The following is a 16,945-nucleotide window of genomic DNA, read 5'->3' on the forward strand; positions in this document are numbered from 1 at the left end:
TTCTGCAGTTTCTCTCTTTTTCCTTCACACACCTTATGCTAAGAATCCAGCCCAATACCCGAGAATCCCGATGACAAAGATGCCGCAAATAATGAGAAGAGGATTCACCCCTTTGCGAAGCATCCATGCCACCAATAACGTTAATCCGAGAGGCAGCGCACCCGGCATAATGCTGTCTAACACATTTTGTACAGTTTGAACATCTACTTTTCCGCTTTCATCCTTAATCCTGGATACAACGATTGGAATGTTGATGGTGGTCCATTTGGACACGAGAGCCCCCATAACAAATAATCCGAGAATCGAAGCGCCCTCTGTAAGCTTTTGAATGCGATTCCCCGCTAAATCCTGAAGAATCTCCATTCCTTTCACATAGCCATACTTTAATCCGTAATATTTTGTGCTTAATCTTATGGCATTCAGCAAGAAAAAGAATAGCAAAGGGCCGGCAATGTTTCCTCCTAAAGCAAGGGAGGCTCCTAGCGCAGCTAAAACAGGACGAATCGTTCCCCAGAAAATCGGGTCGCCTACGCCCGCTATTGGTCCCATCAAACCGATTTTCATTCCGCTTATCGCTTTTCCGTCAATTCCTTTATTGTTCGCCATTTCTTCTTCCATGGCTGCCGTCACGCCAAATATAGGCGCTGTCAGCCACGGATGTGTATTAAACCATTCCAAATGCCGCTGCAAGGCTTCGTTTCTTTTCGCTCCGGGACCGTACAATTTTTTGATCGCCGGTATCATGACATAACAATATCCCATTGCCTGCACACGTTCGAAGTTAAAGGAACCGAGTAAAAAATTTGAACGAATAAACATGCTGAAAATTTCTTTTTTCGTTAATCGTTTTTCTTTCTCCATTTTTTCTTCCCCCCTCATCGTTTAGGCATCAAGATCATCATCGTCATCATAAACAGCAACACTGCCACTGTCTGATGCGGCCGCGACTGCTCCGTGAGCGCTTTGTTTTTGCATCACCTGCTGGTATAAAAGCGCCAGACAGAGACCAAGGGCTCCAAATCCCACTAAGTTAAAATCGGTAAACGCCGCTAATAAGAAACCAATATAGAAAAATGGCTTTAAATAAGGAATATTCATCATATTGATCACCATGGCATACCCGACAACCACAATAATGCCTCCGCCTATTTGCAGTCCTTTTGTAATGACATCAGGAATATTTCCCAGGAACGCCTGAACAGCGCTGACACTAATTAAAGCAACAATCAATGTAGGAATCATGACGCGCAAAGCTTGAAACACCATCGCGGTAATATGCATAATTTCAATTCCTTTTATATTTCCCGCTTTTGCATATTGATCAGCGCGGTGGATGAAAAAGACAGTGATCGTCCGAACAAAAATCGTCAGCGCCTGACCCGCAGCTGCTAAAGCAACAGCAACAGCAATCCCTTCGCCAATTCCCTGATCAGCGGTAATAACTAAAATGGTTGAGATGACAGAGGCGATCGCTGTATCAGGTGCCATGGCAAGCCCGACGTTCATCCAGCCGAGCGCCATCAGCTCCAGTGTGCCTCCAAGAATAATTCCCGTTTTTAAGTCCCCGAGCACCAAGCCAACTAACGTACAGGCCACAAGCGGACGGTGTGTCTGCCCTTCATCCAATACACTTGCGATTCCGGTGATTGCTGCAATGATTAACAACAAAATAATTTGTAATGAAGACATATTCTCATCCCCTTGATTATTTTGTTACGTTCCGTAAAATCTGTACAAAATCCTCACTGGCATCTGAAGGCAGCTGCCTCAATTCCAGTTTCACGCCATTGTCACTTAATGTTTCAAATGCCTTTATATCTTGTTCTGTGACACTGACTGATTTTGTGATTTGCCTGCGATGATTTTCAAAACGCATTCCCCCGACGTTTACGGTTTTGATCGGTACACCTGCTTCTATAAGAGATACAATATCAGACGGATTTTCAAACAAGAGCATTGCTGTTACGCCTTCGTAGCGCGGACTATGAAATGCTTTTGCCATTTTAGAAACCGAGACGGCACTTGCCTTTACATTTGAAGGCGCAACAGAAAGGATCAGCGTTTTTCTCATTTCGTCCTGAGCAATATCGTCGGAGACAACGATGATTCGGTCGGCTGCATGGACTTTTATCCACCTTGTCAGGATTTGGCCGTGAATAAAGCGGTCATCAATTCTTGCTAACACAATGTTCATCATAATTCATCCTCTCTTGTATCTTGATTGGCTGTTTTTACTTTTTCTAAATGTTCACTGCACACTTGAAAGCTTTGCTGACTCATTGCTTTTAAGTTGTTCAGCAAATCTTTGAGAGCCAGATGTTCTCTCAGGCTTAAAACCTCCAGCAGAATCGGCAGGTTTACGCCGGCTGCCATATCCATTCTTTGATCCTCAGCAATAAAGGAAGCTGCCGCGTTATATGGCGTCCCTCCAAAAATATCGACTAAAAAAAGCACTTCATGTTCTTCCGGGATATCCTTGAGCGCCTGATGATATTTTTCTTGCAGCGTTTGTATTCCTTCCCCTTTAAAAAACGGCACTGCAATCAGGTTATTTTCTTCACCGAATATCATCCCTGAAGATTCTTTTAATGCTATGGGAAAATCTCCATGACCGCTGATAATAACTGAAATCATATCTATTGCTCCTTTCCTGTTTTGTACATCCATATATAATGCAAGGATCGTGCCAACACAGTTGTGTTAAGCGTTTTCATTGTTATTTCAGCCAATAGCAATTTGTTGTCGAAACACTTAAAACGAAAAAAATAAACCTGTATTAAAATGGTGTTCCATTTAATACAGGTTCATATAAAAAAACTGTTTTTAAAACAGCTGGCCATGCACTTCTTCAGCAAATATGGCGGCTATAAATAATTTTTCATCATCACTTATGCGAAGTCCGAGCTTTTCTTCATAAGGGGCTAATGTTCGTTCTGTCACGTACACCATTTCCTTCAGCTGATCATTGATCTCTTCTTCCTCCGAGAAAGCGATCGGATTCTGCTTAATTACCCTTTCAAAGGCGAAAGCCGTGTGCATAATGACTTTGATCAAAACCGCATTATTGAAAATGACCCCCAGCTCATCTTGAACGGTTTGCAGCCACTCCAATAATATTTCGATCACATGGTGGGGATTCAAGAAGACAAGGTATTTTTTCAGGCTATCCTCGCAAAGCTCCCTGACAATAATATTTGCTTCGTTCAATCCATTGCTCAAGGGGATGCTTCCTTTTGTAATCGCCTGTTGAATCAGCTTCTCTCCCTCCCCTTCAATTAACACTTCTAAAGATACATGCGGAGCATTGATTTTAGGGTCTTTCGTTCCGACTGTCGCAAGGATTTCATACTCTTTTTCGATTTCTTTTATGCTGTTGGCCAGTTTAATCGATGATACGGTCAATATGTGAATCGGGGTATCGGAGGCCTTGTTTACGATCGTGGTTAGAATGTCTTCCAGCTTTTTGGCCGTTCCGCTGCCCGTCGTGCAGATGGATACCAATGCCTTCTTTTTGCCGGATGCCGCGGGCTGACGCTCCCACAGCTCGATAAAATCCTTCGTGACCGATTGATAGATCGCATGCAAATTTAAATTCAAATAGTTGACCTTTCTGACAGCATCCAGCACCATTGAAGTCGTAACATTGCTGATCGTTTTGATGGAAATACCTGTCTTTTCCTCCAGCCTGCTTTCCAACATTGCAAGCGACCCCATGTCTACCAGCATTAAAACACCTTCGCCTTCATCAACCTGTTTCATTTTTTCCGCTACGCATTCAAGAATGTCCGAAGGTGAAACAGAAAGCGGCATGTCAACTGCTGCAATCGGCGTGCTCCCTAGCAGTTCTGTCGCAACTTCAACCATTGAACTCGCCGTACTGTTTCCATGAGCAGCCACGATAATTCCGACTCTTTTGTTCTCTTTTAACGATTTGATGGAATGGATTAACATCGTTAAGTAGATGACTTCTATTTCAGGAATAGCCACTTTAAAATATTCCTGAATTTTATCTTTAAAAATCATCGCCACCCGATATTCTTTCACGTGAGTATCACGAATTTCATCCGTCTCCTGTGTATTTAAAACATCAATTTGCTTTCCTCGCTTTAAAAATGCGTCAATATGCATACTCAAGAAATAAATAAACTTGCGGTCAAATGTGCAATCCAGCTCATGTTCAGCTATTTCTTTTAACTGTTTTGTCATTTGAATCACGTCATCTTCAACGAATGTCAGCAGGTTGTCTTTTTGAAAAGCTTGATGGTGAAAAAAACTTCTGACATGCAAATGGACATCAGTCAAGATGTATTGGTTAATATCCTTTTTGGATAAACCTTCTTTCATAAGCGTTTTCACTTTTTCCTCAATCAAATGATATAAGTTAAATGAGAGGTCTTCCTCAATTTTTGTTGTTTCATCTTCTACAATCGGAGAGATAATCGTTGTAATATTGACATATTCAGAAATGGCTTTGCTTCTTTGCATGTTTTTGCTGCTGGACATCCATTCTTGCTTGATTTCATCAGGCAGATCGCGAACAGTCAGTTCAATAACCTCATTTCTGTCAAGGTTATGCAAAAATCCGTGTGCGCAAACTAACTGGACATTTGATTTCAGCTGTCCGACATTCCCAAATTTCGCAGAGTGAATAAGCGCATTATAGACATCGATATGCACACTCAGATTCTTCTTAATCCGCTCTGCTTCTTTCCCTAATAAAAACGTCGTCAGATCCACTCTTTCTTTAAGCGATCGTTCTTCAAGCGAAGGAATATGAATGGTCATTGGGATTCTTCGCAAAAACGTTTTCAATAGTGCAGAACTCGGATTTTCTGTAGTCGCACAAATAAACAATACGTTCGATGTTCGTTTATGTTCAGATTCTCCAAGCCTGTTATAAGAACCGCTGTCAATAAAATAAAACAGCATTTCTTGTCCCTCGGGAGGGAGACGGTGGATTTCATCCATAAAAAGAATGCCCCCATTGGCCTGTTCGACTAAACCTGCCTTATCCTCGTCAGCACCTGTAAATGAACCTTTTTTGTGTCCGAATAATTGAGAAAGCAATAATTGAGGGTTGTTGTAGTAGTCTGCACAGTTAAATGTAATAAATGGTGCGCCGGCCTTCAATATGTCAGAGTAAATGGCAAACTGGTAAATTCGGTTCGCAAAAAGGGATTTACCGGAACCAGTCGGCCCTAGGAGGAGCATATGCAGACCGTTCGGCGGATAAAAGACAGCTGCTTTTGCCTGGGAGATCGCTTTCTTCAAACTCCCTTTTGCCCCTATCATAAGCTCTAGGGGATTCGTGGAAATGTGTTGATGATTTTGCTTTGAATTTCCGGAAAACGCCTGAAGGTCTTTCACTTCCATCATCTCTGTATCCCATTTCTTGTTGAATAATTTTTCTGCTATCTCGACTGGGATGTATCTTACAGGAAACGTTTTAATTTTGATGACCTTTTTGGACCGGACGAGATTGTTCAATTCAAAGCTGACATTGGACCGCTCCATTTTCAGCTGCTCGGCAATCTCCTTTGCTGAATTCCCTTGTATTTTTAATAGATGATCTAAGGTTGAATCATGAAAATTATGCATGAGCTGATGGTATATTTTATCTATTCTTCTCACGTCTATCATCCTTTGTCCTTATTAGATAAGCCATTAACAAGAATATTTCGAAACTTTATAGTCCGCGTTGAGATTATCTGCTGATACACGTTCAAAAAGGTCTCTATAGCAGATTGACAAAGCTGGCTTTTATGCATATATGTTTACATTTCGAATCATTTGCAACTCATATTAGTATGATAGATTCGCGGTTCTGGAGGGCCAGTCCCCTTCAAAAGTAATAATCAGTAAACAGTTTATCATTCTTGGGGAATGTAATGATGTCAAAATCATCAATGACAAAAAATGAATCTTATAGATCAGGACAATTTTCCTAAATATAACCCCTTAGGTTCGTTCACAACAAAAAAGACGGACACTCTATGTGACCGCCACAGTATTACAATATGCAAAACTTCGTCATTTTTGCAATCCACCTTGAAAGTTAAGGAATCTGTAAGCTTAAAAACTTTATCTCCGATTCTCTCGATTTGATCCCCCCTGCAGGCCTCAATCATAGTGGATATGCAATTATACAAATCGTTACCGATTAAAACTAGCCTGTCAGATTGTCCAAATGACTTTCCTGTTTTACTCTGCTATTCAGGTAGAATCACGAGTGAAAATAGAGCCTGAAGACATGTAACAGCACTTAAAATAGTTTTAAAATTTAAAAATAAAAGTATCTATTCTTTTAAATGTTATAATATCCGATAAAACTTTACTCATCTTTTTATTACTGGAGGAAAATAAAATTGATAGGCAATTCTAGCAAAGACAATTTTGGCCAGCAACAGAAATTGTCTAGAGGCCTTAAAAACAGGCATATACAATTAATGGCGATTGGAGGTGCAATCGGTACAGGTTTATTTTTAGGTTCAGGTAAATCCATCCACTTTGCAGGACCATCCATTTTATTTGCTTACTTGATCACCGGCGTATTTTGCTTTTTCATTATGCGCTCGCTCGGAGAACTGCTCTTATCAAATGCGGGATACCACTCTTTTGTTGATTTTGTAAGGGACTATTTAGGAAACATGGCAGCATTTATCACTGGGTGGACCTACTGGTTCTGTTGGATTTCCCTCGCGATGGCTGATTTAACGGCGGTCGGCATTTATACACAATATTGGCTTCCCGATGTGCCTCAATGGCTGCCGGGTCTTCTTGCGCTTATTATCCTGCTGATCATGAACCTTGCCACCGTTAAACTTTTCGGAGAATTAGAATTTTGGTTTGCATTGATCAAAGTCATTGCCATACTGTCTCTGATCGTAACTGGCATTGTCCTGATTGCGAAAGGTTTTTCCGCAGCTTCCGGCCCTGCCAGCCTCACCAATCTTTGGAGCCACGGCGGCATGTTCCCAAATGGATGGCATGGGTTTATCCTGTCGTTCCAAATGGTCGTCTTCGCTTTCGTGGGTATTGAACTTGTTGGACTGACAGCAGGTGAAACAGAAAATCCCCAAAAAGTGATCCCTAAAGCCATCAATCAAATCCCTGTCCGGATTTTACTTTTTTATGTTGGCGCACTTTTCGTGATTATGTGTATTTATCCTTGGAATGTGTTGAATCCAAACGAAAGCCCATTTGTTCAGGTCTTCTCTGCAGTAGGCATCGTTGTGGCTGCCAGTTTGATCAATTTTGTTGTATTAACATCAGCCGCGTCAGCTGCAAATAGCGCTTTATTCAGCACAAGCCGAATGGTCTATTCACTTGCAAAGGATCATCACGCACCTGGACTATTAAAGAAATTGACTTCTTCTAACGTGCCAAGCAATGCGCTGTTCTTTTCATCCGTCGCCATTCTGATTGGCGTTAGCCTGAATTATTTAATGCCCGAGCAAGTCTTCACACTGATTACAAGTGTTTCTACAATATGCTTCATTTTTATTTGGGGTATCACGGTGATTTGCCATTTGAAATATCGAAAAACAAGGCAGCATGAAGCGAAAGCAAACAAATTTAAAATGCCTTTTTACCCATTATCCAACTATTTAACACTTGCATTTCTCGCGTTCATTCTTGTCATATTGGCACTGGCGAATGATACACGTATTGCTTTGTTTGTCACCCCGGTCTGGTTTGTTTTATTGATTATTTTATATAAGGTGCAAACCCGCAGAGGACATAAGATGAAATAAAGAAAAGACAAGGGATACTCACTCCCTTGTCTTTTTTATAGGGCCAAACACTAAATTAAACTTTGGTTTCAAATTTCATTCACTTCATTTAAGTGTTAACTCAAACCAGTTTTGATGCCGAAACCTACTAATATTATTCCGGTAATTTTTTGAAACACTTTCTGGAACTTCGAGTTTTTCATCCATTTTTTTGCGTAATCAATAATATAAACAAGAAACAGGAACCACAACACCGCTAATAAGGTTAGGATTGAAGCTAAAATAATGAGCTGCTGGTTTATATTTCCGTTCAAATTGATAAATTGGGGCATGATTGTAACATACACCAAAACAGTTTTAGGATTGAGAATGTTACTGAGTGATCCTTGCATAAAGGAAGTTTTATAATAACGTTTCGGAGAACTTGCCATATTTTTTGCTTGGGATTGCATGTCATCTAACGAAAACATACTTTTAGCAAAAAAACTTTTTACACCTAAATAAATCAAGTATGCCGCTCCCAAATATTTGATCGTTGTGAAAAGAATCACTGACTTTGCGATCACCACCGATAATCCTAAAATGGCAATCACCGTCCAAAAGGAAAGTCCTGTTGCCAATCCGAGAATGTTATAACGGCCGGCTTTCGGGCCATACCTAAGCGTATTTTTCATCACAAGCATCGTATCTGCCCCCGGCATGATAACCATCATGGCAGCGATCGGTATGTATGCGAGTAAGCTGTGCATTGTTCTCTCCCCCTTTAAAAATCCCCTCAATCATATAGTGACTACAAAAGTAACTACTTTATAAAAGTGTATCAATGCGTTTGGAATAAATCAATATGGTTTGTTAAAATAGCGATTACTAAGGCAGCGATTGCTCTTTAAATTGGAGGATATATGAAAGAAAATATGTTAGACATTTTAAAAAACCTCAATTTTACAGAATATGAATCGAAAGCGTATTTGGCATTATTGCAAGAATCACCTTTAACAGGCTATGCCGTTGCCAAAAAATCCGGAGTGCCCCGTTCTAAAATTTATGAAGTATTGGAAAGCCTTGTCATAAGGGGAGATGTTTTTGTCAGTCATGGAAATACGCCTCAGTATGTTCCAGTCCCCGCAAAAGAACTGATTAAAAACCGCCGGCTCAAAGCGGAAGAGCATTTTGATCAGGCTGAGAAATATTTTGAAAAGTTCGAGCAGACTGCTAATGACCGGGAAAACATCTGGAATATCACCGGCCGCAGTGAAATTCTTGAAAAGGTGAAGGCTTGTATCTTATCCGCCAAAAAAAGAATCCTCTTAGAAATATGGAAAGAGGATTTTAAGGAGATAGAATCAGAGCTCAAACATGCGGCAGAACAAGGCGTTATTGTCACCATTATTGCGTACGGAGACATCGTATCTGATTTTGCCAATGTTTACCTTCACGATATGAGCAGTGAAATTACAGAAGAGTATGATGGACGGTGGCTTGTCTATAGCGGAGATGATTCAGAAGTAGTAGCGGGCATTGTCTCACTTGGCAACGACAGCCGTGCTGCATGGACGATGCATGTAGGTTTAGTCATGCCTATTACTGAAGTGATCATTCATGATCTGTACCTCATGGAAATTCTGAAAAAGCATAGAGAGCTTTTAGAAGAGAGCTTCGGGAAAAATCTCATCCAGTTGCGCCGTAAATTTTCTATTCACTCAGATTTCAAGAAACATTATTTGGAATAATGTTTGGCATCTCTTACCCCAAAAACATGGCTTGTACAAAACAAGCCTTGTTTTTTTTTATGCATAACCCCCCATGCTGATTTACTTCTCTCTTTTAAAAAAATGTGATTCTGCACAAACTATTTTTCAGCCTGCCGCGTCTATCCTAGGTAACAGCCTACGATATACGTATATTCAAAAAGGAGCCCTTTATTGCAATGAAGAAAAAACAAACAACAAAAGCGTTGCTTGTCACATGCATAACTGACCATAAGCAAGATTTCTACAGGTTGGCTTTCAGTTATGTAAAAAATCAAGATGACGCATTAGATATTGTTCAAGAATCTATAAAAAAAGCGCTGAGCTCAGTTGAAACGGTCAGGAACCCTGAGACGATAAAAAGCTGGTTTTATAAAATTTTAGTACGGACAGCCATTGATTTTTTGCGCAAACAAAAAAAGATAAGAGTGATGGACGACGAAACGATAGAATTTTTAAGCAAAGGAAAGGAAGACCATTACAAGGATACTGATCTCCATGAAGCGCTTGACGAATTGCCGTACCGCTATAAAACCATTATTATTTTACGCTTTTTTGAAGACCTCAAATTAGAAGAAATTGCGGAAATCACAGGAGAAAACACGAATACCGTCAAAACGCGCCTATACAGAGCATTGAAGCTGATGCGCATTCAGTTGACGAAGGAGGATCTTTCTTAATGGATAAGAGATTACAGCAATTAAGAGAAGAATATAAAAATGTTCAGATTCCTAAAGAATTGGATATCATTGTTGAAAAAGCCCTTCAGCAAGAACCAAAAAAGAAAAGAATCGTCATGTGGCCGACATCAGCAGCAATCGCTGCAGCTATTTTATTCACTGCGCTTGTTAATATCAACCCGGACGCCGCTCAGGCTATGTCAAAGATCCCTGTCATCGGCAAAATCGTCAAAGCGATCACCTTTATTGAAATCAAAGAGGAAAAAAACCAATCAAGCATTGATGTCAAAACACCTGCTTTGTCCGGACTTTCTAATAAAGAGCTTGAAAACAGCATTAACGAGAAATACTTGAAAGAAAGCCAGCAGCTGTATAAAGATTTTATACAGTCCACATCCCAAAACAAAAAAGGGCATCTCAGCATCTACAGTGATTACGAGACGGTCACAGACACGCCAGATTTACTCTCTATCCGGCGCAATATTGAAAAAACACAAGCATCTTCCTACACACAAAGCCGTTATATTACAATTGACAAAAAGAATGATATTTTACTTACATTAAAAAGCTTATTCAAAGATGAGCGCTATATCAAAGTCATCAGTCAAAACATCAAAGAACAAATGAAACAGCAAATGAAGGAAGATCCAAATAAAATATATTGGCTCACTGACGAAGATGCAGAACCGTTCAAAACGATTCTTCCTGATCAGACGTTTTACATTACTGAAGACCATAAACTTGTGATCTCATTTGACGAATATGAAGTCGCCCCCGGCTATATGGGCGTTACCGAGTTTACAATTCCAACCAGCGTCATTTCAAACTTGCTCGTGGGAGAACGTTATATTCGATAAAATAAAAACATCCATCTAAGATTATGGATGTTTTCTCTCTTCTCTTATTGAGGTCGTAACCTCGCTATCAAAAACAACGAGAATATTTGCATACTATTGGAGGAATACCCATGTATCACAAGACACAGCATCATCGATACATCCCTGGACTTGATGGCCTTCGGGCTTTTGCCGTCCTGTCAGTTATCGCTTATCACCTAAATTTCAATTGGGCTAACGGTGGTTTTATCGGAGTTGATATCTTTTTTGTTTTATCCGGATATTTGATTACATCCATTCTATTACCGGCATATGGAAATGATATCAATCTTGATTTTCGGGACTTTTGGGTGCGCCGCATTCGGCGGCTTCTGCCGGCAGCGTACCTTATGATCTTTTCCACTGTTGTGTGGGTCGTATTGTTTGATCGAGAACTATTGCACACTGTACGTGGAGATGCGATCTCTTCTCTCTTTTATATGAGCAATTGGTGGTTTATTTTTCACAAGCTATCATATTTTGATAGTTTCGGTTCCCCATCACCTCTAAAAAACCTTTGGTCGCTGGCGATTGAAGAACAATTTTATATCATATGGCCGATGTTCTTAGTTGTTGGAATGTACATAATGAAAAGCCGCGCCAGATTGGCTGCGGTGATATCGTTGCTTGCGCTTTGTTCAGCCGTGATGATGAGCGTACTGTATGAACCTGGCGGAGATCCGAGCCGCGTTTACTATGGCACAGACACTCGTTCGTTTGGACTTCTCATCGGATGTGCCTTGGCTTTGGTATGGCCGATGAAAAGGCTGTCTTCCAACAGGCTGCCTAGCAAACTGAAGCACACTTTGCACGCCACTGAATTTTCGGCATTTTGTATTTTAGTGTTGTGTGTCTATTTCACAGATGAATACGAGCCTTTTCTTTACAGAGGCGGAATGCTATTCATTAGCGTGACTGCCGCAATCCTTATTGCATGTGTTTGCCATCCGAGCAGCTTTTTAGGCAATCTGCTTTCATGGAGGCCGCTTCGGTGGCTTGGAACGAGGTCTTACGGAATTTATCTTTGGCACTACCCTGTTATTGTGTTAAGCACGCCAGTTCAAGAAATCGGAAACCCTGTTTTTTGGCATATCGTGCTAAAGGTCATTGTGACATGTATACTTGCCGAGCTTTCCTACCATTTTATTGAGAAGCCGATACGGACACAGGGATTCAGGTCATTTTTCCGCCGTGTTTTTATACATAGAATCAAGGAATGGAAAACGACATCTGTCATCAGCAAAATGTCAATTGGTTTCATCATTTTCGCTATACTTATTTTTGCAGGCGGGCTGTCAGGGCTAGCCGGCGAGCAAAAGCACCCTACCAAATGGACATATAGCTCACAAGAAACAAATGCTGACACCAGCCATGCTTCTGGGGATAAAAAGAACGCTGCAGCAGATAAAAAACACAATCCTGAACAAAAGACAACAGAATCCGATCAACGTCAAAAGGAAAACAAAGATAGTGGGCAAGAGACTCATAAAAAGAAAGACACGCAATCTCAACAGGCGAAAAAACCAGCAGACACTGCGAAAGAGGTGTTAGCTATAGGAGATTCCGTCATGCTTGATATTTCTTCACACCTGCGTCAGTCACTTTCACATGTGACGATTGATGGAAAGGTAGGGAGACAAATGTCTCAAGCTTTGGAACTCGCAAGGGAATACAAGTCTTTTAATCAGCCGAACAAGGCTGTCATCATTGAGCTTGGAACCAATGGCTACTTTACAAACAGCCAAATCGAACAACTGCTTCAATCTTTCTCAAAAGCTCATATCTATCTTGTCAATACACGGGTTCCCCGCCAATGGGAAAGCAAGGTTAATGAGTCTTTACAACACCAGGCAAGCGCACATCAACATGTTACGTTAGTTGACTGGCATACAGAAGCTCTTCAGCATCCAGAATATTTTACCCCTGATGGTGTTCACTTGGTTCCTAAAGGGGCAAAAGCTTTGACTGCTCTTATTGTTCAGGCGATGAAATCGTAAAAAAGAGATTCTATGTGGATCTCTTTTTTACTAATTGCCTCTGGTTTTTGAAGGAAGATCTTGTGACTATAACTAAACATTCAAATAGAAGAGTATTCTAATTGCTTAAAATCGTTGATTATGTCTCCTTTCGGCAAGGCAGCTCTTATGTTTACATTCCGTTTACGTAAGGGTAAGCCAAAATAGAATGGAGGGATGATGGTGACAGTAAATGAAGAACGTGACATCCAAAAAGAGCTGAAACGATATGAGCTTTTTTTCAAAAAACGATATAAGATTCTTTATACAGTAAACGATTTTATCATTGGTGCTTTGTTTCTCGTCGGGAGCTTTTTCTTTTTTTATGACCGATTAATGTCGGCAGGGATATGGCTGTTTGCGATCGGAAGCTTGCTGCTGTTAATCAGGCCCACGATCCGGCTGATTCATGACTTTCATTACCGTAAACATGTGGAACGGCAATTCAAGCATCAATCTTCAACAGATGACTGATCTCGAAGAATCACAAGATAAAATGCAAAAAAATGATGTCAAAATTGCAAAAACAAGACTTTAAGACTATTTATTTTTAAAAATAAGGCAAAAAACATAAACTTTCGTCCCTGTTTGCCGATATTAACAATAAGGCCGGCGCGATACTCCCTATAACATCCTTTTCAGTAGATTTCATTATCGTGCCGGTTTTCTCACATGCAAATCAATCCCGCCAATCAGATTGGCGGGATTTTATATTTTACATTCCTGTCCAAACGTCTTTTACATAACGTTTTTGATCTTGCAGCTTTTGCAGCCATTCAGCTGATTCTTCCTGACTTGCTCCTTTTTCAGCTTCATACGCCAATCGCAAAGTTTTCTCTACATCAGGAGCCATTTGCGATCCATCACCGCATACGTAAATATGAGCCCCTTTTTCAATGAGTGTCATCAATTTCTGCGTATCTTGCTTGAGCAAGTGCTGGACATATCCTTTTGGTTCGTTTTCGACGCGCGAGTAGCATCGGCGGATTGTGACCAAACCGTCCTGTTCCGCTTGATCCAGCTCTTCTCTGTAAAGGTCGTCATGGTCCGGGCGGCGGCAGCCGAAGTATAAAAGTGCTTCACCAAGGGTGCTTCCTTCCTTCTTCAAAACCGATCTTGCCTGAATAAAGCCCCTGAATGGCGCAATTCCTGTGCCCGGCCCGACCATAATCATAGGCGTTTCAGGCTCATCCGGCATCTGGAATCCGGACTGCGGGGTACGAATGAAACAGGCTGCTGCATCACCTGTATTCAATTCTGCTAAATAATTAGAGGCGACACCCCGGTATTCACCTCGGCCGCTCCATGCTGAGGCTTTCACAACTCCTACCGTCATGCTCACGATATTTGCATGAACTTTCGGTGAGCTTGAAATGGAATAGTATCTCGGTTTTAGTGATGGCAAAAGTGCTAAAAACCGTTCAAACGGCATTTCGCAGGCAGGATAATCCTCTAAAAAATCAAGCATGGTAAGACGTTTTGCAAGTACCTGCTCTTTGTAAATGCCATCATCTGAAACGAGCTGTTCCAGCTCTTTTTGATGCGGCGGACAGACTGTATAAGAGGCCAGCTCCCGTAGCTGAAGCCTTGATGCCGGTTCCTGCAGCTCCACATAGGACGACAATAAATCCGCAACTTTGATCGGCCGATCCATCGGCAGATGAGACATATGAGCGCTTCCGCTTACTTTTATCACATGATTGGACTGCAAACCGAATCGGCTGAGAACCCGCTGAACAAGCTCCCTGCTGTTCTTTGGCAGGATTCCGATATGATCGCCTTCTTTATATGTTTTACCAGCCGGAATTTCCAATTCAATATGGCGGGTTGAACGCGTGCTGGCAGCTGTCTGGAGTTCTCGATTCCCTAACACAATCCCTTCAAACGCGCCATATGCTTTAGCAACCGGCGTTTCCGTCGCTTCACTGAGAAAAGTAATCGATAATGAAGGCCTGTCTTCTTTCTGGGCTATTTCGTTAATATCAAATGCGTCCATCGTTTCCTTCCAGAAGCGGTTTTCCCAAGACTCGCGGTGGCTTTCAAAATCATCGGCGGCGTCACCTTCCCCAATCGCTGTTAAACGCGATGCCCCCTTTGCTTTCATCATGTCATCAATCAGGCGGGGAATCCGCTGATACGTGCTGGCCCAGCTCCGGTTTCCGCAGCCGAATACCGCATAGGAAACACCTTTCAATTGGCCTTCCTCAAGCTCTTTCAGCCACTCTACAAATCCGGCAGCATTATCAGGCGGCGCCCCATTATAAGAAGCCGTTACAATGACGACTGCCCCTTCTTCAGGGAGCTTGCCGATATAATCATCAAGCGGAGCCGTTTCAGCTGTAAAGCCCATCTGGCGGCCTTGAGCAGCCAATTCACCGGCTATTCCCTCAGCTGTCCCAAGATTTGAACCGTAAAGAACAAGTAAAGGTGTGCCGTGTTTAGGTTTGGTTTCTTTTGACTTTGTTTCTGATTTGATGTCTGCCTGTTCTTTTCTCTGTAGATTGATTGCCGCTGTTTTTCGCGGTTTCACAGTAATTTTAAAATCATCCGGCTTGATCGTTAATGCTTCTTTGATTTTTAGTTCGTAGCCAGTATGGTTTATCAATTCAAAATGCTTTAATACAAGACCGAGAACCATTGTCGCTTCTTGAAGAGCAAACTGCATGCCAATACAAGCGCGCTGTCCGTTTCCAAACGGCTTATACGCATGGTGAGGGATACTTGAAGGATCCTCAAACCGTTCCGGACGGAAATCTTCCGCATCCGGTCCCCAAGCGTTTTGATCCCGGTGCAGTTTTGGAATTAAAACAGTGACTGGCTGCCCTTTACTGATCGGATATTCCCCGCCTAGAACAGTATCCTCCTTCGCATATAGAGAAAAAGCCGGAGCTGTTGGATACAGTCTGAGGGTTTCATTTAAAACCATCCGAATGTATTTGAGCTGCTGGATTTGTTTATATTCAGGCGTGTCATCCGTTAACACGCGATCCGCTTCCTCCTGAGCTTTTTTCAGTTTTTCCGGATGTGTAAGCAGACAATAAATCGCAAAGGATAGCAACCCGCTTGTTGTCTCATGTCCAGCAATTAAAAATGTGATGATTTGGTATCGAATGTTTTCGTCATCCAGCGTTTCACCCGTTACTGGATCTTTGGCATAAAGCATGAGAGACAAGAGATCCTTAATGTTTTCATCCGGATTCGCCTTTCGCTCCGCTATCATTCTATCAACCAGGGAGTTCATGACTTCTATATCCTTTTGGAACTGCAGCTTCGTTTTCACCATCATTTTATCTTGCAGGCCCAGTCTTTTCGATTGATTCATCGCCTCTTTTAAGGCACGGAGCATACTGGTGATAAACGGATGCTGTGAATCACGGTAAAAGCTGTTGAATCGATAGTTAAACCCGCATAACCCAATCGTATCAAGCGTCAGACGTGTCATATCGTCCGCTACATCAATTTCTTCATTAGGGTTTAACCGGCTCCACTTTTGAATCAGCTGAGTTGCGATATCCAGCATCATAGAATGATAGCCTTTCATCGCTTTTTGACTAAAACTCGGCAGCAAAATGCGGTGGGCTTTTTGCCAGTTCGGTTCGTGCGTCCAACTTGTAAATAAGCCATCTCCCCCGAACTCACGCACCTTTTGCAAGCCTTTGCCAAGGTTCTTGTCAAAGCGGCTTTCATCACATACTTCAGCCACAAAATTGTGGCCCGAGACAAAAACACTGGATACTCCCGGAAAATCAAAACGGAAAATCGGTCCCAATTCATCAGCTATCCGCCATAAGGATTGAGAAAGCTGTTCTTTTTCCAGATGCGGAAGATTTTTTAAAGGTCCGTATGTTTTGGGCTGAGGTATTGCGCTTGCCTGTTTCATTAACATCTCCCCTT

Annotated in this window: 13 protein-coding genes and 1 pseudogene; 7 read left to right on the forward strand and 7 right to left on the reverse strand. The window is 41.7% G+C overall.

Going from position 1 to position 16,945, the window contains the following annotated elements; translation table 11 throughout:
* Positions 1-33: 33 nt before the first annotated feature.
* The 5 genes from levG to levR all read right to left on the reverse strand — a co-directional run bounded on the left by levG (position 34) and on the right by levR (position 5,631).
* Positions 34-861: a PTS fructose transporter subunit IID gene (gene levG / locus CW370_RS13830; RefSeq protein WP_003229834.1), complete on the reverse strand. Its 828-nt coding sequence runs from the start codon at positions 859-861 to the stop codon at positions 34-36.
* A 21-nt stretch (positions 862-882) separates the two neighbouring features.
* The gene (gene levF, locus CW370_RS13835) at positions 883-1,689 is read right to left on the reverse strand and encodes a PTS fructose transporter subunit IIC (RefSeq protein WP_014477476.1); all 807 of its coding nucleotides are present in this window, start codon (positions 1,687-1,689) and stop codon (positions 883-885) included.
* A 16-nt stretch (positions 1,690-1,705) separates the two neighbouring features.
* Entirely contained in the window at positions 1,706-2,194 is a 489-nt protein-coding gene (gene levE, locus CW370_RS13840) for a PTS fructose transporter subunit IIB (protein ID WP_024571538.1), read from the reverse strand.
* Positions 2,194-2,634, reverse strand: coding sequence for a PTS fructose transporter subunit IIA (gene levD, locus CW370_RS13845; RefSeq protein ID WP_003246144.1), 441 nt, complete (start codon positions 2,632-2,634; stop codon positions 2,194-2,196). Before levD ends, levE begins: the two co-directional genes overlap by 1 nt.
* Positions 2,635-2,823: 189 nt before the next feature.
* Entirely contained in the window at positions 2,824-5,631 is a 2,808-nt protein-coding gene (gene levR / locus CW370_RS13850; RefSeq protein ID WP_101169766.1) for a transcriptional regulator LevR, read from the reverse strand.
* Positions 5,632-6,187: 556 nt separating this feature from the next.
* Here levR and CW370_RS21300 point away from each other — a divergent pair.
* Both CW370_RS21300 and CW370_RS13855 read left to right on the forward strand, forming a co-directional pair.
* Positions 6,188-6,327 (forward strand): annotated as a pseudogene (locus tag CW370_RS21300) (hypothetical protein).
* 38 nt (positions 6,328-6,365) lie between these two features.
* A complete protein-coding gene (locus CW370_RS13855; protein WP_101169767.1) occupies positions 6,366-7,754 on the forward strand; it encodes an amino acid permease in 1,389 nt (462 codons plus the stop codon).
* Positions 7,755-7,849: 95 nt separating this feature from the next.
* On the opposite strand, the gene CW370_RS13860 is transcribed toward CW370_RS13855, so the two are convergent.
* On the reverse strand, positions 7,850-8,482 hold the full coding sequence (locus CW370_RS13860; protein ID WP_014477480.1) for a LysE family transporter: 633 nt from the start codon (positions 8,480-8,482) through the stop codon (positions 7,850-7,852).
* A 153-nt stretch (positions 8,483-8,635) separates the two neighbouring features.
* Here CW370_RS13860 and CW370_RS13865 point away from each other — a divergent pair, with 153 nt between their 5' ends.
* The 5 genes from CW370_RS13865 to CW370_RS13885 all read left to right on the forward strand — a co-directional run bounded on the left by CW370_RS13865 (position 8,636) and on the right by CW370_RS13885 (position 13,525).
* The gene (locus CW370_RS13865) at positions 8,636-9,463 is read left to right on the forward strand and encodes a TrmB family transcriptional regulator (protein ID WP_024571535.1); all 828 of its coding nucleotides are present in this window, start codon (positions 8,636-8,638) and stop codon (positions 9,461-9,463) included.
* Between the two features lie 197 nt (positions 9,464-9,660).
* A complete protein-coding gene (gene sigV, locus CW370_RS13870) occupies positions 9,661-10,161 on the forward strand; it encodes an RNA polymerase sigma factor SigV (protein ID WP_004398891.1) in 501 nt (166 codons plus the stop codon).
* Positions 10,161-11,018: an anti-sigma-V factor RsiV gene (gene rsiV, locus CW370_RS13875; RefSeq protein WP_101169768.1), complete on the forward strand. Its 858-nt coding sequence runs from the start codon at positions 10,161-10,163 to the stop codon at positions 11,016-11,018. The genes sigV and rsiV overlap by 1 nt, the downstream gene beginning before the upstream one ends.
* A 110-nt stretch (positions 11,019-11,128) precedes the next feature.
* On the forward strand, positions 11,129-13,033 hold the full coding sequence (gene oatA, locus CW370_RS13880) for a peptidoglycan O-acetyltransferase OatA (protein WP_101169769.1): 1,905 nt from the start codon (positions 11,129-11,131) through the stop codon (positions 13,031-13,033).
* Between the two features lie 201 nt (positions 13,034-13,234).
* Positions 13,235-13,525 (forward strand): YrhK family protein, encoded by a 291-nt coding sequence (locus CW370_RS13885; RefSeq protein ID WP_101169804.1) that lies wholly within the window; start codon positions 13,235-13,237, stop codon positions 13,523-13,525.
* A gap of 241 nt (positions 13,526-13,766) precedes the next feature.
* On the opposite strand, the gene cypB is transcribed toward CW370_RS13885, so the two are convergent.
* A complete protein-coding gene (gene cypB, locus CW370_RS13890; protein ID WP_101169770.1) occupies positions 13,767-16,931 on the reverse strand; it encodes a bifunctional cytochrome P450/NADPH--P450 reductase CypB in 3,165 nt (1,054 codons plus the stop codon).
* Positions 16,932-16,945: the final 14 nt, after the last annotated feature.

Source organism: Bacillus sp. SN32, assembly GCF_002837495.1.
GTDB lineage: Bacteria > Bacillota > Bacilli > Bacillales > Bacillaceae > Bacillus > Bacillus subtilis.